General features: G+C 74.9%; 4 protein-coding genes and 3 pseudogenes. All 7 read left to right on the forward strand.

The genetic code is table 11. The features are described from left to right. A partial coding sequence (locus ACFRMQ_RS16225; RefSeq protein WP_380731101.1) for a type I polyketide synthase occupies window positions 1–5870 on the forward strand: 5870 nt, incomplete at its 5' end. Between the two features lie 90 nt (window positions 5871–5960). Beyond that, window positions 5961–10664: pseudogene (locus ACFRMQ_RS16230) on the forward strand (SDR family NAD(P)-dependent oxidoreductase); the annotation flags it as partial. Between the two features lie 17 nt (window positions 10665–10681). Further along, window positions 10682–16276, forward strand: a pseudogene (locus ACFRMQ_RS16235) (type I polyketide synthase); the annotation flags it as partial. Between the two features lie 78 nt (window positions 16277–16354). Continuing rightward, window positions 16355–22516 (forward strand): annotated as a pseudogene (locus tag ACFRMQ_RS16240) (type I polyketide synthase); the annotation flags it as partial. A 53-nt stretch (window positions 22517–22569) separates the two neighbouring features. Continuing rightward, window positions 22570–23787: a cytochrome P450 gene (locus ACFRMQ_RS16245; protein ID WP_380731102.1), complete on the forward strand. Its 1218-nt coding sequence runs from the start codon at window positions 22570–22572 to the stop codon at window positions 23785–23787. A 47-nt stretch (window positions 23788–23834) separates the two neighbouring features. After that, window positions 23835–24299: a nuclear transport factor 2 family protein gene (locus tag ACFRMQ_RS16250; protein ID WP_380731103.1), complete on the forward strand. Its 465-nt coding sequence runs from the start codon at window positions 23835–23837 to the stop codon at window positions 24297–24299. A gap of 75 nt (window positions 24300–24374) precedes the next feature. Further along, window positions 24375–25175: an oxidoreductase gene (locus ACFRMQ_RS16255; protein ID WP_380731104.1), complete on the forward strand. Its 801-nt coding sequence runs from the start codon at window positions 24375–24377 to the stop codon at window positions 25173–25175. Window positions 25176–25335: the final 160 nt, after the last annotated feature.

The following is a 25335-nucleotide window of genomic DNA, read 5'->3' on the forward strand; positions in this document are numbered from 1 at the left end:
CACCGAAGCGGCGGGTGGGCCGTGCCGCGGCACGGCCCACCGCGGCCGGCGGGCTGCGGAACCGGCTGGCCACCGTGTCCGAGGCCGAGGGCGACCAGCTGCTCCTCGACCTCGTGCGCACCCACGCGGCGACGGTGCTCGGGCACACCGACCCCACCCGGGTCACCCCCGACGCGACGTTCAAGGAGGCGGGCTTCGACTCGCTGACCGCCGTCGAACTGCGCAACCGCCTCAGCGGTGCCACCGGGAAGCAGCTGTCGTCGACCCTGATCTTCGACCATCCGACTCCGGTCCTGCTGGCCCGGCACCTGCTGGCCGGACTACGGGGCACCGAGGCGGCCGTCGCCGCCGTGCCGGGCGCCGCGCCCGGGGACGACGAGCCGATCGCGATCGTGTCGATGAGCTGCCGCTACCCCGGTGGCATCGCGAGCCCGGAGGACCTGTGGCGGCTCGTCGCCGACGAGGCCGACGTGGTCACCCCGTTCCCCGCCGACCGTGGCTGGGACGTGGACGCGCTGTACGACCCGGACGGCGTGCGGCCGGGGACGACGTACGTGCGCGTGGGCGGATTCCTCGACGACGCCGCACGGTTCGACGCCGAGCTGTTCGGGATCAGCCCGCGTGAGGCCCTCGCCATGGACCCGCAGCAGCGGCTGCTGCTGGAGACCTCCTGGGAGGCGCTGGAGCGGGCCGGCGTCGCCCCGACGTCCCTCAAGGGAAGCCCGGTGGGGGTGTTCGTCGGAGCCGCGTCCCAGGGGTACCCCTCCGATCCGCGCCAGGCCCCCGAGGAACTGGGCGGCTATCTCCTGACCGGGAGCACGGCGAGTGTCATGTCCGGCCGGATCGCCTACGCCCTCGGCGTCGAGGGTCCCGCGCTGACCATCGACACCGCCTGCTCCTCGTCCCTCGTGGCGCTGCACATGGCGGTGCAGTCCCTGCGGCGCGGCGAGTGCTCGCTCGCCATGGCCGGAGGGGCCGCCGTCATGGCGACCCCCGACATCTTCCTGGAGTTCAGCCGCCAGCGGGGGCTCTCCCCGGACGGCCGCTGCAAGGCGTTCGCGGCGTCCGCCGACGGCACCGGCTGGGGCGAGGGCGTCGGCATGCTCCTGCTGGAGCGGCTGTCGGACGCGCGGCGAAGCGGCCACCCCGTCCTGGCGGTCGTCCGCGGCTCCGCGGTCAACTCCGACGGCGCCAGCAACGGCCTGACCGCGCCGAACGGCCCCTCCCAGCAGCGGGTGATCCGGCGCGCCCTCGCCGACGCCCGCCTGTCGGCCGGTGACGTCGACGTGGTGGAGGCGCACGGCACCGGCACGAAGCTGGGCGACCCGATCGAGGCACAGGCGCTGGCGGCGACGTACGGGCGCGGGCGGGAGCGGGACCGCCCGCTGCGCCTGGGCTCGGTGAAGTCCAACATCGGGCACACGCAGGCCGCCGCGGGGATCGCCGGTGTCATCAAGATGGTGGCGGCGATGAAGCACGGGGTGCTGCCCCGGACGCTGCACGTCGACCGGCCCACCCCCGAGATCGACTGGTCGCGGAGCGGGCTGTCGCTGATGGCCGAGGCCGAGCCGTGGCCCGAGACCGGCCGGCCGCGCCGGGCCGCGGTCTCCTCCTTCGGCATCAGCGGGACCAACGCCCACGTGATCATCGAACAGCCCCCGTCCGAGGCCGGCGAGCCCCGCGCCGACGGCCCCGCGCCGGACGCGCCGGCGGCTGTGCCCTGGCCCCTGTCCGGGAGGACCGCCGAGGCGCTGCGCGCGCAGGCCCGTCGGCTGCTCTCCCACCTCGCCGGCGATCCCGGGTTCGACGTGGCGGGCGTCGGCCGTTCCCTGGCCACGACCCGTGCCCTGCTCGGTCACCGCGCCGTCGTGGTCGGGGACGGGCGGCAGTCCCTGCTGGAGGGGCTGGCCGCGCTGGCCGAGGGCCGTGACCGGGACTCGGTCGTCGTGGGCGAGGCACAGACCCGCGGGAAGACGGTGTTCGTCTTCTCCGGCCAGGGGTCGCAGTGGCCGGGCATGGCTTCGGAACTCCTCGACGGCAGCGAGGTGTTCGCCGCCCGGATCCAGGAGTGCGAGGCCGCCCTCGCCCCCTTCGTGGACTGGTCGCTGACGGGTCTGCTGCGCGGCGCGGGCGACGCGCCGTCCCTGGACCGGGTGGACGTCGTGCAGCCCGCGCTGTTCTCGGTCATGGTGTCCCTGGCCGCCCTGTGGCAGTCCCTGGGGGTCCGGCCGCACGCGGTGATGGGGCACAGCCAGGGGGAGATCGCCGCCGCCTGCGTGGCCGGGGCGCTGACGCTCCAGGACGCGGCCCGCGCGGTGGCCCTGCGCAGCAAGGCCCTGGCCGCGATGTCCGGCCGGGGCGGCATGGTGTCCGTCGCTCTGGGCGAGGACGACGTGTCCGCCCTGCTGGCCCGGTGGGAGGACCGGCTGTCCGTCGCCTCGGTCAACGGCGCGTCGTCCACGGTCGTCGCCGGTGATCCGCGGGCCCTGGAGGAGCTGGTGGCGCGCTGCAAGGCCGACGGGATCCGGGCGAGGACGCTGCCGGTGGACTACGCCTCGCACTCGCCGCAGGTCGAGCAGGTCCGGGAGCAGCTGCTGCGGGACCTGGCACCCCTCTCCCCGATGCCTTCGGACGTCCCCTTCTACTCCACCGTCACCGGCACGGAGCTGGACACCACGCGGCTCGACGCCGCGTACTGGTACCGCAACCTCCGGGAGACGGTCCGGCTGGAACAGGTGACGCGCCTCCTCCTCGACGACGGGTTCGACGTCTTCGTCGAGGCCAGTCCGCACCCCGTCCTGTCGGTGGCGATCCAGGAGACCATGGACGCCGCGAACGCCCCGCACGCGGTGGCGGTGGGTTCGCTGCGCCGCGACGACGGCGGACTGCGGCGCTTCCTCACCTCGGCCGCGCAGCTGCACGTCGGCGGCACACCGGTGGACTGGCCGGGTACCTTCCCGGGGCGCGTCGGGCTGATCGAGCTGCCGACCTACCCGTTCGGGGGCGAGCGGTACTGGCTGCGGCGCTCCGGCGGGCCGGCCGACGTCACCTCGGCGGGTCTGGGGCGCAGCTCGCACCCGGTGCTCAGCGCCGTGGTCACCCTGCCCAGCCCGGCCGGCACGGTCCTGACCGGTCGGCTCTCGGCGCAGGCACAGCCCTGGCTCGCGGACCACACGGTGCTGGACACGGTCCTCTTCCCGGGCACCGGGCTCACCGAGCTGGTCCTGCGCGCGGCGCAGGTCACCGGCTGCGGCACCGTCGAGGAGCTCACGCTCCTGGAGCCGCTGATCGTCGAGCGGGACGGCGGCGTCCAGCTGCGGGTGATGGTCGAGGAACCGGACGAGAGCGGGCGCCGGTCGGTGGAGGTGCACTCGCGGCCGGAGAAGGCCGATGAGTCCGGTGACACAGGTGAGTCCGGTGAGAACACTCCGTGGCTGCGGCACGCCGTCGGTGTGCTCGGCGTCCACGGCGGCACGCCTGCGGCGCCGGTGGCCGAGTGGCCGCCGGCGGGCGCCGAGCCGGTGGAGCTGGACGGCGGGTACGCGGTGCTCGCGGCGGCCGGACTCGGCTACGGGCCGGCGTTCCAGGGGCTGCGCGCGGTCCGGCGGCACGGGCCGGACCTCTTCGCCGAGGCGAGCCTTCCCGACCAGGACCAGGCCCGGAACTACGGGGTGCACCCGGCGCTGTTCGACGCCGCGCTGCACGCGGTCGTCCTGGGCGGCCTGGTGGCCCACTCCGGTGACCCGCTGCTGCCGTACGCCTGGAAGGGCGTCACCCTGCACTCCGCGGGGGCGGCGGCGCTGCGGGTGCGGCTGTCGGCGACGGGCCCGGACACCGTGTCGCTGACGGCGACCGACCCGTCCGGCGCGCCGGTGCTCTCGGTCGATTCGCTGATGGTGCGGCCCGTGTCGCCGAAACGCCTGGAGAACGCGCGCGGCGGGCGCCGCCGTTCGCTGTTCCGGATCACCGGCGAACAGCTCGCCCTCCCGGCGGCCCCGGCCTCCGCGTCGGGCGCCTGGGCCGTGCTGGAACCGGGTGGTGTGGAGCCGGCGGCCGTCGTGGAGCCGCCCGGCACCCGGTGGGACGGGTACGACGACCTGGACGCGCTGGCCGGCGCCGTCGCCTCCGGGGCCGTGCTGCCCGAGGTGGTCCTGGTGCCGTGCGGGGACGGCACCCGGCGAGACACCGGCCGGGCCGAGGACGTGCGGGAGGCCGTGCACCGCGCGCTCGCGCTGGCGCAGGGCTGGCTCGCCGACGAGCGGTTCGCCGCGTCGCGGCTGGTCTTCGTCACCCGGCACGCCGTGTCGGTGGGCGAGGACGCGCCGCACGATCTCGCGCACGCCCCGCTGTGGGGCCTGCTGCGGTCGGCGCAGTCGGAGCACCCCGGCCGGTTCGGCTTGCTGGACGTCGACGGCGACGACGCGTCGCTGCGGGTGCTGCCGGCGGCGCTGTCGTCGGGCGAGGCCCAGGTGGTGGTGCGGCGGGGCGTGGCGCACACGCCGCGTCTCACCCGCGTCCCGGCGGACGCCGCAGGGACGGGCGACGGGCCGCGCTTCACGCCCGGCGGCACGGTGCTGATCACCGGCGGGACGAGCGGGCTCGGCGCGCTGGTCGCCCGCCATCTGGTGGCCCGGCACGGTGTGAGCGACCTGCTGCTCACCAGCCGCAGCGGTCGCGGGGCGGCGGGTGCGGCCGAGCTGGAGGAGGAGCTCACCGCTCAGGGTGCCCGGGTGACGGTGGCGGCCTGTGACGTGGCCGACCGGGACGCGCTGGCGGCGACGCTGGCACGGATCCCCGCGGACCGTCCGCTGACGGCGGTGGTCCATGCCGCCGGTGTCCTGGACGACGGCGTCCTCACCTCGCTGACGCCCGAGCGGGTCGAGGGGGTGCTGCGGCCGAAGGTGGACGGCGCGCTGAACCTGCACGAACTGACCCGGGACGCGGACCTGTCGGCCTTCGTGCTCTTCTCCTCGGCCGCCGGCGTGCTGGGCACCGCGGGACAGAGCGGATACGCGGCGGCGAACACGTTCCTGGACGCGCTCGCGCACAGCCGACGGGCCGAAGGGCTGGCGGGGACGTCCCTGGCGTGGGGCATGTGGGAGCAGCGCAGCGGGCTCACCGGCGGCCTGTCGGACCAGGACCTGCGGCGGATGGCGCGTTCCGGGGTAGGGCAGCTCCCCACGGATGAAGGTCTGGCGCTGTTCGACGCGGCGCTCGACGCCCCGGACCCGCTGCTGGTGCCGATGAGGCTCGACCCGGCGGCGATGCTCGCCGAGGGCGAACCGGAGCTGGTGCCCGCGGTGCTGCGCGCGCTGGTCCCGGTCCGGCGGCGCCCCGGCGGTGCGGGCGCGGACGACGGCCTGCCGTTCGCCGACCGGGTGGCCGCGCTCCCCGCCGAGGAGCTGGACCGGGCGTTCCTGCACCTGGTGCGGCAGCAGGCGGCCACGGTCCTGGGGCTCGCCTCCCCGGACGCCGTGCAGGGCGGCCGGGGCTTCCTCCAGATGGGGTTCGACTCCCTGACGGCGGTCGAACTGCGCGGCCGGCTCGGTGCGGCCACCGGGCTGCGGCTGCCGACGACGCTGATCTTCGACCACCCCACGCCCGAACAGACCGCCCGCCACCTGCGGGAGCGGCTCTTCCCGGAGGAGCGGGAACTCACGGGCCCCGAGGCCGAGGAGCAGAAGGTGCGCGAGGCCTTGGCCACGATCCCGGTGGCCCGGTTGCGCCGGGCCGGTCTGCTCGGGGCCCTGCTCGGGCTCGCCGCGCAGGACAACGGGACGAAGCCGCCGGCGGGCGGCGCCGCGCGAGAGTTCGACGACATGGACGTCGACGACCTCGTGCGGGCGGCCTTCGACGGGGACAAGTCCTGATCGTGGCCGCATCGAGCGAACGGGACGAACGGGACGAACGGGACGGACAGGACGGATGGAGGGATCATGACCGCATCGCCTGAAGCGGTGGTCGAGGCCCTGCGGGCTTCGCTGAAGGAGAACGAGCGGCTCAGGAACGCCGTGCGGGCGGCGGTCGAGCCGGTGGCGATCGTCGGGATGAGCTGCCGGTACCCGTCCGGTGTCGATTCTCCCGAGAAACTGTGGGACCTGGTCCTGGAGGGCCGGGACGCGGTGTCGGGGTTCCCCGGCGACCGCGGCTGGGACCTGGCGTCACTGTTCGCCGCCGACCCCGACCAGCCGGGAACCTCGTACACGCGGGAAGGCGGGTTCCTGTACGACGCCGCGGAGTTCGACGCGGGGTTCTTCGGCATCTCGCCGCGTGAGGCCCTCGCCATGGACCCGCAGCAGCGGCTGCTGCTGGAGACGTCCTGGGAGGCCGCCGAGCGGGCCGGCATCGACCCGCTGTCGTTGCGCGGCAGCAGGACCGGGGTCTTCGCCGGGGTGATGTACCACGACTACGGCTCCCGGCCGGGCCTGGCGTCCGAGGAGGTGGAGGGCTACCTCGGCACGGGCAGCGCGGGCAGCGTCGCCTCCGGCCGGATCTCCTTCACGCTGGGCCTGGAGGGGCCCGCCGTGACGGTGGACACGGCGTGCTCGTCGTCGCTGGTGGCCCTGCACCTGGCGGTCCAGGCGCTGCGCCGGGGCGAGTGCTCGCTGGCCCTGGCCGGCGGTGTGACGGTGATGTCGACCCCGTCGACGTTCGTGGAGTTCAGCCGTCAGCGCGGGCTCGCCCCGGACGGGCGCTGCAAGTCCTTCGCCGACTCCGCGGACGGGGCCGGGTGGAGCGAGGGCGCCGGGGTGCTGCTCCTGGAGCGGCTGTCGGACGCCCACCGCAACGGACGCCGTGTCCTTGCCGTGGTGCGCGGCAGCGCGGTGAACCAGGACGGCGCGAGCAGCGGGTTGACGGCGCCGAACGGGCCGTCGCAGCAGCGGGTGATCCTGCGGGCCCTCGACGACGCGGCGCTGTCGGCCGCGGACATCGACATGATCGAGGGGCACGGCACGGGCACGCCGCTCGGCGACCCGATCGAGGCGCAGGCGATCCTCGCGGTCGCCGGCCATGACCGTGAACGCCCGCTGTGGCTCGGCTCCGTGAAGTCGAACATCGGCCACACCCAGGCCGCGGCGGGCATCGCCGGGGTCATCAAGACGGTGCTGGCGCTACAGCACGGTGTGCTGCCCGGGACCCTGCACGTCGACGAGCCCTCGACCCGGGTGGACTGGTCGGCCGGGGCGGTGGAGCTGCTGACCGAGACCCGGGACTGGCCCGACCCCGGGCGCCCGCGCCGCGCGGGGGTGTCGTCCTTCGGCATCAGCGGTACCAACGCGCATGTGATCGTGGAGGAGGCCCCGGACAGCGGCGGGGGCGGCGACGAGCGCCCGCCCGAGGCCGAGGGCGTCCCGCTGCCGTGGCTCGTGTCGGCCCGCGGCGAGGAAGCGCTGCGGGCCCAGGCCGGGCGGCTGGGCCGGTACGTGGAGGACGGTCCTGCCCTGCGCCTCGCCGACGTGGCGTACTCGCTGGCCACGACGCGGTCGGCCTTCGACCACCGCGCGGTCGTCGTCGCGGCGGACCGTGCCGAACTGGTGCACGGCCTCGGCCGCCTCGCCGAGGGCGAGGTGCCCGCCTCGGGCGCACGCGGCACGGTGTCCGACGGCAAGCTGGCGTTCCTGTTCACCGGTCAGGGCGCGCAGCGGGTGGGCATGGGACGGGACCTGTACGCGCGGTATCCGGTGTTCGCCGACGCCTTCGACGCGGTCTGCGCCGAACTGGACCGGCATCTCGGCCGGCCGCTGCGCGACGTGGTCTTCGGCGGCCCCGGCACCGAGGGACTGCTCGACGAGACGGTCTGGACCCAGCCCGCGCTGTTCGCGGTCGAGATCGCCTGGTACCGGCTGGTGGAGTCGTGGGGTGTGCGCCCTGATCTCGTGTCCGGCCACTCCGTCGGCGAGCTGGCCGCGGCGCACGTCGCGGGGGTGCTGTCGCTCGCGGACGCGGCCACCCTGGCCGCGGCCAGGGGCCGGCTGATGCAGGCGCTGCCGCGAGGAGGCGCGATGACGGCGGTGCAGGCGTCCGAGGAGGAGGTGGCGCCGCTGCTGGCACAGCGGCCCGGGCGTGCCGGGCTCGCGGCGGTGAACGGCCCCGCCTCGGTGGTGGTCGCCGGTGACGAGGACGCCGTCGCGGAGGTGGCGGCGCACTTCGCCGGCCGGGGACGGAAGACGCGGCCGCTGCGGGTGAGCCACGCGTTCCACTCGCACCGGATGGACGCGATGACCGAGGACTTCGCCGCCGTGGTGCGGACCGTGACCCTGCACGCTCCGCGGATCCCGGTGGTGTCCGCGCTGACCGGCACCGTGGTGGCGGCCGGGGACCTGCGCACCCCCGAGTACTGGGCGCGGCACGCGCGGGACACGGTCCGGTTCCTCGACGCGGTCCGCGCCCTTCAGGCCGAGGGCGTCACCACGTTCCTGGAAATCGGTCCGGACGCCGTGCTCGCCGCACTGGGCCAGGAGTGCGCCGACGGCGGCGACCTCGTCTTCACGGCGGTCTCGCACCGGGACGAGCCCGAGCCGCGGACCCTGCAGGCCGCGCTGGGACAGCTGCACGTACGGGGTGTCGGGGTGGACTGGGCGGGCGTGCTCGCCGGCACCGAAGCCCGGACGGTGCCGCTGCCCACCTACGCCTTCCAGCGCCGGCGCCACTGGCTGGAGGCCGCGGGCGGTGACGGGGCCTCGGCCCGGGTCGACGATCACCGCTACCGCGTCGACTGGGCGCCGCTGCCCGCGCCCACCGCGCCCCGGGTGTCCGGCCGTTGGCTGGTCGTGTCGCCGGAGGGCGTCGCCTGCCCGGCGGACGAGCTGTCGGCGGCGCTCGGGCGCGCCGGGGCGGACGACGTCGTCCGGCTGAGCCTCGATGCCGTGACGGGGACCGACCGGACGGCTCTCGGCCGCCGGCTGCGCGAGGCCGCCGGGGAGCAGCCGTTCACGGGTGTGATGTCCCTCCTGGCCGTGGACGAGCGGCCCCTGCCGGACAGCTCCGCACTGACCCGCGGCCTCGCGGCGACGGCGGTGCTGGGGCAGGCGCTGGGCGACACCGGGACCGGCGCCCCGCTGTGGTGTCTCACCCAGGGTGCGGTGGCGGTCGGCCCCGACCCGGTGCGGCGCCCGGCGCAGGCGACCGTGTGGGGGCTGGGGCGGGTGGCGGCGCTCGAATGGCCGGACCGGTGGGGCGGCTTGGCCGATCTGCCGGAGTCGGTGGACGAGACCGCGCTGTCGCGCCTCGTGGCGGTCCTCGCCGAGCCGGGCGGCGAGAGCCAGCTGGCCGTGCGGGCCGATGGCGTCCTCGGCTGCCGTCTGGTGCGCTCCCCCTCGGCCGAGACGCCGGTGCGGCGCGTCTGGCAGGCCACGGGCAGCGTCCTGGTGACGGGGGGGACGGGCGGACTCGGCGCGCAGGTGGCGAGGTGGCTGGCCGGCCAGGGCGTCCCGCACCTGGTGCTGCTCAGCCGCCGGGGGCCCGACGCGCCCGGCGCGGCCGGGCTGGAGGCCGACCTGCTCCGGCTGGGCAGCAAGGTGACCGTCGTGGCCTGCGACATCACCGACCGGGACGACCTGCGCCGGGTCGTCGAGTCGCTCCCCGAGGACCGTCCGGTCACCGCCGTCGTGCACGCGGCGGGCGCGGTCCAGGAGGAGACACCGCTGGCGCGGTGCGACCTCGCCGGGATGGCCGAGGTGATGTCCGGCAAGCTCGCGGGGGCGAGGAACCTCGACGCCGTCTTCGACGGCCGCGGCCGGCCCCTCGACACGTTCGTCCTCTTCTCCTCCGGCGCCGGGCTGTGGGGCAACACCGGGCAGGCGGCGTACGCGGCGGCCAACGCGTTCCTCGACGCCCTGGCAAGCTTCCGCCGGGCACAAGGGCGCGCCGCGACCTCGGTCGCCTGGGGCGCCTGGGGCGGTGGCGGGATGGCCGCCGGGTCGGGCGAGCTGCTGCTGCGGCGCGGTGTCCCGCTGATGGCTCCGGAGACGGCCCTCGCGGGTCTGCGGGCCGCGCTCGACCGCGACGAGACCGCCACCGCCTTCGCCGCCGTCGACTGGGAGCGGTTCGCGCCCGCGTACGGCGCGTCCCGCTCGCGTGCGCTGCTGAACGACCTGCCCGACGCACAGCGCGTGCTGCGCGGCGACGCCGGGCCGGGGCGCGCCGGGGCGCTGCGGGAGCGGCTGGAGTCCGTGTCCGGGGAGGAGCAGGAGCGGCTGCTGCTCGACCTGGTGCGCACCCACGCGGCTGCCGCCCTCGGCCACCGCGCGGCGCAGGACGTCCGCGCCGCGGCGACGTTCCAGGACCTCGGGTTCGACTCGATGGCTTCGCTGACGCTGCGCAGCCGCCTCAACGAGGCCACGGGCCTGACCCTGCCGACGACCGTGGTCTTCGACCACGCCACCCCGGCCGCGCTGGCCCGGCACGTGCGCACGCAGGTCCTCCCCGAGGGCGTGCGGGCCGACGCGGTCCTCGCCGACGTGGACCGGCTGGAGACGGCTGTCGAGGCGATGGACGCCGACGACGAGACGCGCGCCCGTGTCGTCACGCGGCTGCGGACGCTGCTGTGGAAATGGGCCGAGCCCGGCCTCGTCACCGCCGGGGCGCCGGAGGGCGACGCCCTGATGCTGGCGACCGACGACGAGATGTTCGACATCGTCAACAAGGAGCTTGGGATCTCGTGACCAGCACTGAGGACAAACTTCGCCAGTACCTGAAACTCGTCACCACCGAGCTCCGCCAGACGCGGGCACTTCTGGAGCACGCCGAGCAGAAGGAGCACGAACCGGTCGCGATCGTGGGCATGGGATGCCGGTTCCCCGGGCACGTCGAGTCCCCGGAGGACCTGTGGCGCCTGGTCCGAGACGGGGCCGACCTGGTGTCCGGGTTCCCGCAGGGGCGCAACTGGGACGTGGAGGACCTGTACGACCCGGAGCCGGGCCGCCCCGGCAAGAGCTATGTGCGCACCGGCGCGTTCCTCGACGACGCGTCCGGTTTCGACGCGGAGTTCTTCGGGATCAGCCCGCGCGAGGCGCTCGCGACGGATCCCCAGCAACGGTTGTGGCTGGAGGTCACCTGGGAGGCGTTGGAGCGGGCGGGCATCGATCCGGTGTCCCTGCGGGGCAGCAGGACCGCGGGCTTCGTCGGGATGACGCACCAGGGGTACGCCTTCCCCTCGCGCCTGGACCCGGACGACGAGGTCGCCGGCTACCGGCTGACCGGGAGCACCGCGGCCGTGGCCGCCGGACGGGCCTCCTACGTGCTCGGGCTGACCGGTCCCGCGGCGACCGTCGACACCGCCTGCTCGTCCTCCCTGGTGGCGCTGCACCTGTCGGTCAACGCGCTGCGCTCCGGGGAGTGTTCCCTGGCGCTGGCGGGCGGGGTGACCGTCATGTCCACCCCGAACGCCTTCGTGGAGTTCAGCCGGCAGCGCGGTATGGCCGCGGACGGCCGGTGCAAGCCGTTCGCCGCGGCCGCGGACGGCACCGGCTGGGGCGAGGGCGCCGGCGTCCTGGTGCTGGAGCGCCTGTCGGACGCGCGACGCCACGGCCACCCCGTGCTCGCGGTCATCAGGGGCTCCGCGGTCAACCACGGGGGTGCCGGGAACGGGCTGACGGCGCCCAACAGCCCGTCCCAGGAGCGGCTGATCCGTGATGCGCTGGCGCGGTGCCGGCTGTCGCCGTCGGACGTGGACGCCGTGGAGGCGCACGGGACCGGGACCACGCTGGGCGATCCGATCGAGGCGCAGGCGCTTCTGGCCACGTACGGGCAGGACCGCGCCGAACCCCTGTGGCTGGGCTCGGTGAAGTCGAACATCGGCCACACCCAGGCCGCCTCCGGCGTCGCCGGTGTCATCAAGATGGTGATGGCCATGCGGCACGGCGTCCTGCCGCGCACCCTGCACGTCGACGAACCCACCCCGCACGTCGACTGGACGGCCGGCGCCGTCCGTCTGCTGACCGAGAACCGGGCCTGGCCCGACAGCGACCGCCCGCGCCGCGCCGCCGTCTCCTCCTTCGGCGTCAGCGGCACCAACGCCCACGTCATCCTCGAACAGGCGCCCCCGGAAACCACCGTCACCGACGGGGACGAGCATGCGGCCCCGTCCGTCACGCGGACCCTGCCATGGATGGTGTCCGGCGCGAGCCGCGAGGCGCTGCGGGCGCAGGCGCGGCGCCTGGCCTCTTATGCCGACGCCCACCGCGAGGTGACCGACGCGGACATCGGCCGCTCCCTCGTGACGACCCGGGCGGTCTTCCCGCACCGGGCGGTGGTCGTCGGCTCCGGCAGGGACGAGTTCGTGCGGGCGCTGACGGCGCTGTCCCGGGGCGAGGAGTCCCCGGCGGTCGTCTCCGGCACTCCGCCGCGCGACGGGGAGGACGCCGGGGCCGGGCGGTGCCGGACCGTGTTCGTCTTCCCCGGCCAGGGCGCGCAGTTCGCCGGCATGGCCGTCGGCCTGCTGGACTCCTCTCCCGTCTTCCGGGACGCCCTGCGGGAGTGCGCCGACGCACTCGCGCCGCATGTGGACTGGTCGCTGCTCGACGTGCTGCGCGGGGCGGACGCCGGCTGGCTGGAGCGGGTGGACGTCGTCCAGCCCGCCCTGTTCGCGGTGATGGTGTCGCTGGCGGCCCTGTGGCGCTCGGTGGGCGTGGAGCCGGACGCCGTGGTGGGCCACTCGCAGGGCGAGATCGCCGCCGCCTGCGTGGCGGGAGCCCTCTCGCTCCAGGACGCGGCCCGCGTGGTGGCGGTGCGCAGCAAGGCGCTGCGGGCGCTGGCCGGGCGGGGCGCGATGGCCACCGTCGCGCTGGGCGAGGCCGAGGCCGGGGCTCTCGTCGGGCTGTGGGGGGAGCGGCTGTCCGTGGCCGCGGTCAACAGTCCCTCCTCGGTGGTGGTGTCCGGCGACGCGGACGCGATGGAGGGCCTGATGGCCCGGTGCGCCGAGGACGGCGTGCGGGCGCGCCGCGTCCCGGTGGACTACGCCTCGCACTCCCCGCAGGTCGAGGAGGTGCGCGACGAACTGCTGGAAGCGCTCGCCGGTGTCTCGCCCGCCTCCCCGCGCACGCCGTTCTTCTCGACGGTCACGGGCACCGCCCGGGGCGCCGGTGAGCTCGGGCCGGACTACTGGTACCGCAACCTCCGCCAGGTCGTGCGGCTGGCGGAGGTGACCCGGGAGCTGGCGACGAGCGGTTACGACGTCTTCCTGGAGATGAGCCCTCACCCGGTGCTCACCGTCCCGCTCCAGGAGACCGTGGAGCACTCCGGGACGGACGGTGTGCTCGTCACCGGGTCGCTGCACCGGGACGACGCGGGGGCGGACGGCTTCCTCCGGTCGGCGGGCAGGCTGTACGCCCACGGGGCCGCGCTCGACTGGGCCCGGGTGTTCGCGGGCGGCGGGCGCCGGGTGGATCTGCCGACGTACGCCTTCCAGCGGCGCGGCTACTGGCTGGACGACCGTGGCGCGAGCGCGGACCTCTCGGCGACGGGCCTGTCCCCGGCCGGGCATCCGCTGGTCAAGGCGGTCGTCGCCGCCGCGACCGGGAACGGTCTGGTGCTCAGCGGACGGATATCGGTCCGTACGCAGCCGTGGCTCGCCGACCACGCCGTGCACGGCGCCGTCCTCCTGCCGGGCACCGCGTTCCTCGAACTGGCGCACCACGCCGGCCGGTTGCTGAGCGCCGGGCGGGTGCGGGAACTGACCGTCCAGGCTCCGCTCCTCCTGCCCGGCGACGAGGCGGTGACCCTTCAGGTGGTGGCGGAGAGCGGGGACGAGGGCTGGTCCGTCACCGTGCACTCCCGGGTCCGGGACGACGAGCCCTGGACGCGGCACGCGACCGGTCTCCTCGTCGCCGAAGAGCCCGCCGCCCCGGTGGAGAGCGGGGCGTGGCCGCCTGCGGGCGCCGTCACGGTCGACGTGGGCGGCCACTACGCCCGGCTGGCCGACCAGGGGTACGCGTACGGCCCCGCCTTCCAGGGGCTGCGGGCCGCCTGGCGGCTCGGGGACGCCGTCTTCGCCGAGGTGCGGCTGGACGAGGAGCACCTCTCCGACGCCGAGTCGTTCGGCCTGCACCCCGCGCTGCTGGACGCGGCCCTGCAGACCGTCGCGCTGACCGGCTCGGACGACGGCGAGGGGGCGGCGGCCCGGCTGCCCTTCTCGTGGAGCGACGTGTCCGTGCACACGGCCGGGGCCGGCGCCCTGCGCGTACGGCTGGCGCCCGTGGGGCCGGACGCGGTGACGCTCACGCTCACCGACTCGTCCGGCAGTCCGGTGGCCTCGGTGGGTTCGCTGGCCCTGCGGCCTGTCGATCCCGCTCAGCTGGGCCCGGCCCGGCTGTCCCGGCACGACGGCCTGTCCCGGCACGACGGGCTGTTCCGCCTCGACTGGACCGCAGCGCCCGCCCGGCGGGCCGAACCGCCCGCGCGGTGGGCGCTGGTGGGTGCCGTGCCCGGATGCGAGGAGCCCTCGGACGCGCCGTCGGCGGACCACCGCACCGAGGTGCGCCGGCACCGCGATCTGGCCGCCCTGGGCGAACACGTCCGTTCCGGTGCGGCGGAGCCCGAGGTCGTGGTGGCGTCCTGCGTCCCGGACTCCGCCGCCGGGTCCGCCGGCGGGGAGGGGTCCGTGCGGGAGACGGTGGGGCGGGCGCTGAGCCTGGTCCAGTCCTACCTCGCCGACGAACACCTCGCCTCGTCGCGGCTGGTCCTGGTGACCCGCGGCGCGGTCGCGGCACGGGAGCGGGACGTCCCGGACAGCGCGCAGGCGGCGGTCTGGGGCCTGGTGCGGACGGCTCGGACGGAACACCCGGACCGCTTCGTCCTGGTGGACACGGACACCGGCCGCATCTCCCCCGAGCAACTGGCGGCGGCGCTGGCCACCGGGGAGGAACAGGTCGCCGTGCGCGCCGACGAGGTCATGCTGCCCCGGCTGGCCGCGTGGGACGGGCCCCCGGAACAGCGCGGTGCGCGGCGGCCGTTCACCGGCGGAACCGTCCTGATCACCGGCGGCACCGGCATGCTCGGCGGCCTCGTCGCCCGCCACCTGGTCACCGCCCACGGGGCAACGCGGCTGCTGCTGGTGAGCCGTCAGGGCCCGGCGGCCCCGGGTGCGGCGGAGCTGGTGTCGGAGCTGTCCGCGCTGGGGGCCGAGGCGGAGGTGGCGGCGTGTGACGTGGCCGACCGGGACGCGCTGGCAGCGACGCTGACCCGGATACCCGCCGACGCACCGCTGACCGCGGTGATCCACACCGCCGGGGTCCTGGAGGACGCGGTGGTGACCTCCGTGACACCCGACCGGCTGAGCCGCGTCCTGCGCCCGAAGACCGACGCGGCCGAGCACCTCGACGCGCTGACCCGGGGGACGGACCTCTCCGCGTTCGTGCTGTTCTCGTCGGCGTCGGGGGTCCTCGGGACGGCCGGACAGGGGGCGTACGCCGCGGCGAACGCGGCCTTGGACGCGCTGGCACAGCGCCGCCGGGCGAGCGGCCTGCCCGCGCTGTCGCTGGCCTGGGGGTTCTGGGAGCGGCAGAGCGCGATGACCGGGCACCTGGCGGAGGCGGACCTGGCCCGGATCGCGCGTTCCGGGATGCGCCCCCTGTCGTCGCGGCAGGGCCTGGAACTCTTCGACAGGGCACTGACGGCCGATGACGCGGTCCTGGTGCCCATGCGGCTCGACCCGGTGGCGCTGCGGGCGCGGGCCGCGTCCGGCGCGGTCCCACCGGTGCTGCGCGCGCTGGCCGGACCCGAGGCGGTGCCGTCCGGGCGCTCCGGTGCGGGCGCCGTGGAGCCGGCCGTGCTGGAAGGCGTGGATGCCCTGTCCGAGAGCGAACGCGAGCGGGTCCTGCTGAAGCTGGTGTGCTCCACGGTCGCGGCGGTGCTGGGACACCGGTCCGCGGATGACATCTCCGACACCCGGGGATTCCTGGAGATGGGGTTCGACTCGCTGACCGCGGTCGAACTGCGCAACCGGCTCGCCGCCGCCTGCGGGCTGCGGCTGCCGACCACGCTCGTGTTCGACCATCCCACGCCGCGTGCCGTCGCCTGTCACCTGGGCACGCTGCTGGTGGCCGGGAACGAGGACCGTGCGGCGGAGGCGGTCATCGCCGGCCTCGACCGGCTGGCGGACGGCCTGCGGGGCACGGCCCTGCGGGACGAGGTGCGGGAACGGGCGGCGGCACGCCTGGCGGAGCTGCTGGCCGAGCTGACCGGGCAGCCCGACCCGGCCCCGGGCACGGAACTCGACTCCGCCACCGACGAGGAACTCTTCGACCTGGTCGACAACCGTTTCCTGCAGGCGAAGTGACGGGCCCTCTGGCCGACCGGACGGGAAGGAGCGGAACACGTGACGAACGAGACCAAACTGCGTGAGTACCTGAAGCGGGCGATCGCGGACGGCCGGCAGACGCAGGCGCGTCTGGACGAGGTCGAGGCACGGGCCCGCGAGCCGATCGCCGTGGTCGGCATGGCCTGCCGGTTCCCGGGCGGCGCGCGGAGTCCCGAGGAGCTGTGGCAGGTGGTCGCCGACGGCCGCGACACCCTGTCCCCGATGCCGGCCGACCGGGGCTGGGACCTCGACCGGCTGCTGGGCACCGGTGACGGCCGGCCGGGCAAGTCGCACGCCGGGACGGGCGGATTCCTCCACGACTGCGCCGAGTTCGATCCCGAGTTCTTCGGGATCAGTCCGCGCGAGGCGCTCGCGATGGACCCCCAGCAGCGCCTGCTGCTGGAGCTCGCCTGGGAGGGGTTCGAGCGAGGGCATCTCGACATCGACGCCTTACGGGGCAGCCGCACCGGCGTGTTCCTCGGGGTGATGTACAGCGACTACGGCGGACGGCTGCGGGAGGCGCCCGAGGAGCTGGAGGGCTATCTCGGCAACGGCAGCGCCGGCAGTGTCGCGTCCGGCCGGCTGTCCTACACGTTCGGGCTGACCGGTCCCGCGGTGACCGTGGACACCGCCTGCTCGTCCTCCCTGGTGGCGCTGCACCTGTCGGTCAACGCGCTGCGCTCCGGGGAGTGTTCCCTGGCGCTGGCGGGCGGGGTGACCGTCATGTCCACCCCCGGCGTGTTCGTGGAGTTCAGCCGGCAGGGCGGGCTGGCCGCGGACGGCCGGTGCAAGCCGTTCGCCGCGGCCGCGGACGGCACCGGCTGGGGCGAGGGCGCCGGCGTCCTGGTGCTGGAGCGCCTGTCGGACGCGCGACGCCACGGCCACCCCGTGCTCGCGGTCATCAGGGGCTCCGCGGTCAACCAGGACGGGGCGAGCAGCGGGCTGACCGCGCCGAACGGTCCTTCGCAGCAGCGGGTGATCCGTGAGGCGCTGGCGCAGTGCCGGCTGTCGCCGTCGGACGTGGACGCCGTGGAGGCGCACGGGACCGGGACCACGCTGGGCGATCCGATCGAGGCGCAGGCGCTTCTGGCGACGTACGGTCAGGACCGTTCCGGTGACCGGCCGCTGTGGCTGGGCTCGGTGAAGTCGAACATCGGCCACACCCAGGCCGCCGCCGGCGTCGCAGGCGTCATCAAGATGGTGATGGCCATGCGGCACGGCGTCCTGCCGCGCACCCTGCACGTCGACGAACCCACCCCGCACGTCGACTGGACGGCCGGCGCCGTCCGTCTGCTGACCGAGAACCGGGCCTGGCCCGACAGCGACCGCCCGCGCCGCGCCGCCGTCTCCTCCTTCGGCGTCAGCGGCACCAACGCCCACGTCATCCTCGAACAGGCACCCCCCACGGAGACCCGCCGCCCCGTGGACGGCACGCAGGCCCTGGACTCCGGCGTCGCCCTGCCGTGGGTGCTGTCCGCCAAGAGCGACGACGCGCTGCGGGCGCAGGCGCGCGGCCTGCTCACACACCTGGACGAACGGACCGACGTACCGCTCGCCGACCTGTCGTGGTCACTGAGCCGCCGTGCCGCGCTCGGCCGCCGCGCGGTGGTCGTGGCCAGGAACCGAGAGCAGGTGCGCCGGGCGCTGGGCGCGCTGTCGGACGGCGGCACCGCGCCCGGTCTGGTGCGCGGTACGGCCGGCCGGCCCAAGGTCGCGTTCCTGTTCACCGGTCAGGGAAGTCAGCGCCCGGGGATGGGGCAGGCGCTCTACGAGGCGTTCCCGGCGTTCGCCGAGGCGCTGGACGCGGTGCTCGAACAGCTGGACGTCCGTCTGGGCCGTCCGCTGAAGGAAGTGATCCTGGGCGACTCCGGGTACGAGGATCTGCTGGACCGGACCGCGTACGCGCAGCCGGCGCTGTTCGCCTTCGAGGTGGCGCTGTTCCGGCTGCTGGAGCACTCGGGCGTGCGGCCGGACTGCGTCGCCGGCCATTCGGTGGGAGAGCTGGCCGCGGCGCACGTCGCCGGTTCCCTGTCCCTGCCGGACGCCGCGCTGCTGGTGGTCGAGCGCGGCCGGCTGATGCAGGGGATGCCCTCGGGCGGCGCGATGGCGGCCGTCGAGGCGAGCGAGGCCGAGGTGCTGGCGGCTGTGGACGGCGTGCGCGACAAGATCGCCGTCGCGGCGGTCAACGGCCCGTCCTCGGTCGTCGTCAGCGGGGACGCGGCGGAGGTCGAGCGGATCGCGGGCGGGTTCGCCGCGCGCGGGCGCAAGACCCGGCGGCTGCGGGTGAGCCACGCGTTCCACTCCCCGCACATGGAAGGCATGCTGGACGCCTTCCGTGAGGTCGCGCGCCGCGTCGACCACCGGCCGCCGCGTATCCCGCTGGTCTCCACGCTGACCGGGGACGTGGTCACGGCGCAGGAGCTGGCTTCCCCCGACTACTGGGCCCGGCACGCGCGCCACGCGGTGCGCTTCCTCGACGCCGTCCGCACCCTCGAAGCCCAGGGGGTGGACTCGTTCCTGGAGCTGGGGCCGGACGCCGCGCTGACGCCGATGGCGGACAGCTGTCTCACCGGCAGGAACGCGGTGGCACTGGCGGCGGTCCGGGCCGGCCGGCCGGAGGAGGAGACGCTCGTCACGGCGCTGTCCCGGCTGCACGTGCACGGCGTACCGGTGGACTGGCGGACGTACCTGTCCGCGGCCGGGCCCCGGCTCGTCGACCTGCCGGCCTATCCCTTCCAGCGCCGGCGCTTCTGGCTCGCCCCGTCCGCGGACGGGGAGGCGGGGCAGCCCCGCCGGGCCGGGCAGCGCGACCTGCCGCACCCCCTGCTGCGCGCGGAGGTGGACGTGCCGACGGCGGAGACGGTCCTGTTCACCGGCAGGCTGTCGGCGGCGGAGCAGCCCTGGCTCGCCGACCACACGGTGCTCGGCGCCCCGGTGCTGCCAGGGGCCGCGCTGGTGGACATGGCGCTGACGGCCGGTCGGGAGACCGGCCTCGCGGACGTCGAGGAACTCACCCTCCAGGAGCCGCTGGTCCTCCCCGAGGATCACGCCGTCCACGTCAGAGTCGTGGTCGACGCTCCGGACGCCTCCGGGCGCCGGCCGGTGAGCGTCCACTCCCGACCGGAGGACGCGCCCTCGGCGCAGACGTGGACCCGGCACGCCACCGGTCTCCTCTCCGCCGCCGGTCTCCTCCCCGCCAGAGGCGGGGAGCCGGAGCACCCCGTGGTGTGGCCGCCGGCCGGCGCGCTCGCACTGGACACGTCCGGCCTCTACGCGGAGCTGGCCGCCGCGGGCCTGGGTTACGGGCCGTTGTTCCGGGGGGTGCGGCGGGCGTGGCGGCGCGGTGCGGAGATCTTCACGGAGGTGTCGCTGCCGGAGGAGCGCACGCACGAGACCGGCGGGTTCTGCCTGCATCCGGCGCTGCTGGACGCCGCACTGCACGGCGCCGGCCTGGGCGGCCTGGTCGAGAGCGAGGGCGGGGCCATGGTGCCGTTCTCCTGGAGCGGTGTGTCGCTGCACGCGGCCGGGGCGTGCGCGCTGCGTGTCAGGCTGGCGCCGGACGGGCCCGGCAGCATCGAGGTGGCCGCCTCGGACCCGGACGGCCGGCCGGTGATGTCGGTACGGGGCCTCGCGCTGCGGCCGATTTCCCGCGAGCGGATCCGCGCCACGCGGAGTGTCCGGGACGGCGCCGTGTTCCGGGTCGACTGGGCCAGGACGGCGGCACGCGACGCGGTGCCGGTACGGCGCTGTGCGGTCGTGGGTCCGGGCGGTGACGGGTACGCCGGGGCTCTGGAGGCCGGAGGTGTCCGGGTGGGCCGCTTCGCCGGTGTGGCGGACCTGGGGGACGCGGTCGCCGCCGGTGAGGCGGTGCCGGATGCCGTGGTCGTGGTCCTGGGGCCGGGCGCGGGGCCGGTCGTCGAGGCGAGCCACGCCGCCGTCCACGAGGCGTTGGCGGTGGTCCGGTCCTGGCTCGCCGACGGGCGGTTCGCGCAGGCACGTCTCGCCTTCGTGACGAGCGGCGCGGTGGCCGCGCGCCGTGAGGAGGACCCGTCGGCGCTGGCCCACGCGCCGGTGTGGGGCCTGGTCCGGTCCGCGCAGACGGAGCATCCGGGCCGCTTCGTGCTCATCGACGTGGACGGTGAGGACGGGTCGTCGGGCGCGCTGGGCGCCGCGCTCGCCTGCGGCGCGTCCCAGGTGGCGATCCGCTCGGGCGCGCTCCTCACCCCTCGGCTCGCCAGGGCGGCGGGGGGCGGCGCGCCCGGGGATCTCGCGCTCGCCCCCGAGGGCACCGTGCTGGTGACCGGGGGCACGGGGGGCCTGGGCCGACAGGTGGCCCGTCATCTGGTGGAGCGCCACGGCGTACGGCACCTGCTCCTCGCGAGCCGTCGCGGCCGGGCCGCCGACGGGGCCGCCGAGCTGGTCGCGGAGCTGGCGGAGCTGGGCGCCGAGACCACCGTGGCCACCTGCGACGTGTCCGACCGGCAGGCGCTGGCGCAGCTCCTCGCGGGCGTGCCCGCCACGCATCCGCTGAGCCTGGTGGTGCACGCGGCCGGTGTGCTCGACGACGGGGTGCTCACCTCGCTGGCCCCGGAGCAGCTGGACAGGGTGCTGCGGGCCAAGCTGGATTCCGCGTGGCACCTGCACGAGCTGACCCGGGACAGCGACCTCGCCGGGTTCGTCCTGTTCTCCTCGGCGTCCGGTGTCCTGGGCGCCGGGGGGCAGGGCAACTACGCGGCGGCGAACGTCTTCCTCGACACGCTGGCGCAGCACCGGTCCGCCCAGGGGCTGCCCGCCGTCTCGCTGGCCTGGGGGCCGTGGGAGGAGAGCAGCGGCGGCATGACCGGTACGGCGGCCCGGAACCCGCTCGCCCGGCTCGCACGCTCGGGGGTGGCCGCCCTCTCCGCCGAGGAGGGCCTGGACCTGTTCGACGTGGCCCGGTCGGGTGCCGAGGCATCGGTCGTCCTGATGCGCGTGGACACCGTCGCGCTGCGCGCGGCGGGCCGCGAGGAGGTGCCGACGCTGCTCAGGGGGCTCCTGCCCGCGCCGCCGCCCGCGCCGACCACGGCTACGGCCCGCAGGAACCTCGCGGATCTCGGCGCGCAGGAGCGGCGGGAGGAGCTCCTGGATCTGGTGCGGACGCGCGCCGCGAGCGTGCTCGGCCACACCGACCCCGGGGCCCTGGACGTCTCCCGGCCGTTCCTGGAGGCGGGGTTCGACTCGCTGACCGCCGTGGAGCTGCGCAACGCCCTGAGCGAGGCGACCGGCCTCCGTCTTCCCGCCGCGATCGTGTTCGACAGCGCCACACCGGCCGGGCTCGCCGAGCGGCTCGACGCGCTGTTCGGCGCGAGCCGGTCCGGGCGGGACGCCGTCGCACACCGGGCGCAGGACACCATCGACGTGCTGTACCGGCAGGCATGCGCGCAGGGCAGGATCGGTGAGGGGAACGCGTTCCTGGTGGCCGCCGCCCGGCTGCGGCCGACGTTCACGGCGTCGCAGGACGGGGCCGTGCGGGAACCGGTCCGGTTGTCGAGCGGCCCCGAGCGCCCCGCCCTGGTCTGTTTCCCCACCGTGGGGGCCTCGTCGAGCCCGCTCCAGTACGCCCATTTCGCCGCGGCGCTCGCGGGCGTCCGCGAGGTGTCCGCGATGCAGGTGCCGGGCTTCGTCGAGGGTGAGGCGCTGCCCGCGGACTTCGCCACCATGGTGGAGACGCAGGCACAGACGGTCCTGCGCCACACGGCCGGCGACCCGTACGTCCTCGTCGGCTACTCCTCCGGCGGCTGGCTGGCCAACGCGGTGGCGGGCCGTCTGGAGGAGACGGGCCGCGGCCCGTCGGGCGTGGTGCTGCTGGACACGTACTTCGCCGACAGCCGGCTCCCGCTGATCCAGCCCGCGCTGACCCGGGGCATGTTCGACCGGGAGGAGTCGATCGGCAGGATCGACCACGTGCGGTGGACCGCGATGGGCGCGTATCTGGGCATGTTCGCCGACTTCTCCCCGGCACCGACCCGTGCGCCCCATCTCCTGGTCCGCGCCACGGCCCCGCTGCCTCCGGTGGACGGCTCCCCCGAGGTCCCGGCGGACGTCTGGGAGCAGGACCCGGCGTTCCCGATGGCCGTCCAGGAGGTGCACGGCGACCACTTCACGATCGTGGAGGACGACGCCGGAGCCGCCGCCCTGGCGGTGCACCGATGGCTCTCCGCCTCCCTTCCCGGCCTGTGACAGGCGTTCCGCATCCGCACCACGTCCCCACCACGACGAGAGAGGTCCCGACCATGACCGAGCAGTCGACGACGACCGGCACGGAACTGCACGAGTACCCGATGAGGCGGGGCTGCCCCTACCACCCGCCGACCGAGTACACGGAGCTGAGCGAGCAGGGCCCGCTCTCCCAGGTGGAGCTCTACGACGGCCGGGTCGCGTGGCTGGTGACCCAGCACAAGGAGACGCGGGAGATGTTCGCCGACGCGAAGCTGTTCTCCTCCGACCACGACAACCCCGCCTTCCCGATCCTCGCCGAACGGGAGAAGAACTTCCCCGAGTTCACCCAGGAGCTGTTCGGTCTGGACGGGGAGCGGCACAAGGCCCGCCGGCGCATGCTGCTGCCGCGTTTCACCGCCAAGCAGGTGGAGAGGCTGCGTCCGATGATCCAGGAGGTGGCCGACGAGCTCATCGGCGACCTGCTGCGGCACGAGACTCCGGTCGACCTGGTCGCGGTGCTGGGCAGGCCGCTGCCGTCGCGGGTGATCTGCAAGATGCTCGGCATCTCGTACGAGGAGCACGAGCTGTTCGAGGTGCACGCCCAGGGGATCATGCAGGCGCCGGACCTGGAGCAGGCCGTCACGGCCGGCCGGGAGCTGCTCGACTACCTGGTGAAGGTGGTGGACGCGAAGCGGGCGAACCTGGGCGACGACCTGTTGAGCACGCTCATCAGGGACCGGCTGAACACGGGTGAGCTGACGTCGATCGAGGTGTCGAAGCTGATGGTCGCCCTGCTGATCGGCGGTCAGGAGACGACCACGAGCATGATCGGCCTGGGCACCCTGACGCTGCTGCAGCACCCTGACCAGCTGGCGATGCTGCGCGAGGACCCGGAGCTGGTCCCCGGCGCGGTGGAGGAGCTGATGCGCTTCCTGTCCATCGCCGACCTGACGACGCTGCGGGTCGCGACCGCCGACGTGGAGGTGGCCGGGCGGACGATCAAGGAAGGGGACGGTGTCATCCTGTCCACCGCCGCGGCCAACCGCGACACCCGGGCCTTCGAGAATCCCGACGCGTTCGACATACGCCGGGACACCCAGGGCCATCTGGCCTTCGGTCACGGACCGCACCGCTGCCTGGGAGAGAACCTCGCGCGGGCCGAACTGGAGATCCTGTTCACCACCCTCTTCGAGCGGATCCCCACGTTGCGCCTCGCGGTGCCGATGGACGAGGTCTCCATGAAGGTCGGCATGACGCTGGAGGGCCTGCACGACCTCCCCGTCACCTGGTGACCGCTCCTCCACGCCCATCCCCGACCGATCCCGGTAAGGAACAACGCATGGACGACCGCACCGCCGTCATCGAGATCTGCGATCGCATGGGGTGGCACAGCGACCGGCGCGAATGGAACGAGGCCCGCGCCCTGTTCGCTCCCGAAGTGCTCCTCGACTACACCAGCCTGCTCGGCGGGTCACCGGCCACGGTGACGTCGAAGGAACTCGTCGACTCCTGGGTCGCGGTGCTCGGCGGCTACGACTCCTCCCAGCACTTGATGACCAGTCACCTGGTGTCGTTCGAGGGCGCCGCGGCCGAGTGCACGGCCTCCTTCCAGGCGACTCACCGGCTGGACAACCCCATGGGCTCCCCGCTGTGGCGCATCGGCGGAACCTACCGCTTCCATCTCGTGCGCTCCGGCGGCGACTGGAGGATCGACGAGCTGGCGATGACCATCCTCTGGACGGAGGGGAACCGGAACATCCTGGACCTCGCGGCGGAACGGCAGTCGCAGAAGCCGACGAGCTGATCACCGCCCGGCCACCGGGCCCCGTGCCACCCCGCGGGGCCATCACTGAAGCACCGTCGAAGACAGGAAAGCGTCATGTCCTACGAAACAAACGCGTCAACGAGCAAACGGGGTAAACGCGCGCTGGTGACAGGCGGTACCCGCGGCATCGGCTTGGCGATCGTGCGCAGACTCGTCGCCGAGGGGGCGACCGTGGTGACTTCGGCACGGAAGGAGGCACCCGGGCTCCCGGACTCGGCACACTTGGTGATCGCCGATTCGAGCAGCCCGGAGGGCGTTCGGCAGCTGGCCGACACGGCTCTCGAACTACTCGGCGGTGTGGACATCCTGGTCAACAACGCGGGTGGGGCGAGCAGCGGCGGCATGCCGCACCTGGGCGGGTACTCCACGATCCCCGACGAGGACTGGATCGAGGCACTCAAGACGAACTACCTCGCCGCGGTCCGGCTCGACCGGGCCGTCCTGCCGTCGATGATCGAACAGCGCAGCGGGGTGATCATCGAGATGGCATCGACGACCGCCCGGCGGCCGGTCGGCGCCCTGCTCCACTACGGGGCGGCGAAGGCGGCGCTCCTCCACTACGCGAAGGGACTGGCGGCCGAGGTCGCCGGGTACGGGATCCGCGTCAACAGCGTCCTTCCGGGACTGGTCAGGACCCCGGCCATGGACATGGTCGCGGACAGCATCAGGGGTGCCACCGGGCAGGACGGCGACGATGTCGTCCAGATGATGGTCGAGATGGAGGGCGCACCGATGAAGGGCGTCAGCGAGCCGGAGGATGTCGCCGACCTCGTGTCCTTCCTGACCTCGGACCGCGCCACCCGCATCACCGGCTCCGGCTACGTGATCGACGGCGGGGCGCTCGCGCGGGCGTAATGCCGTACACGCGGGGCGGATGCTCTGGACGAGGTGCTGTGGTACCGCAGGGCGGGGGCAGGAGAGAAGGCCGCTTCCCGCCCTCGCCCCGCGGTGTCAGGCGCACAGGCCGCGGCATCGGAACGCGGTCGGCGTCGCGGCGGGGCCGGCCGGAACGACG

Source organism: Kitasatospora sp. NPDC056783 (assembly GCF_042789895.1).
Taxonomy (GTDB): Bacteria; Actinomycetota; Actinomycetes; order Streptomycetales; family Streptomycetaceae; genus Kitasatospora.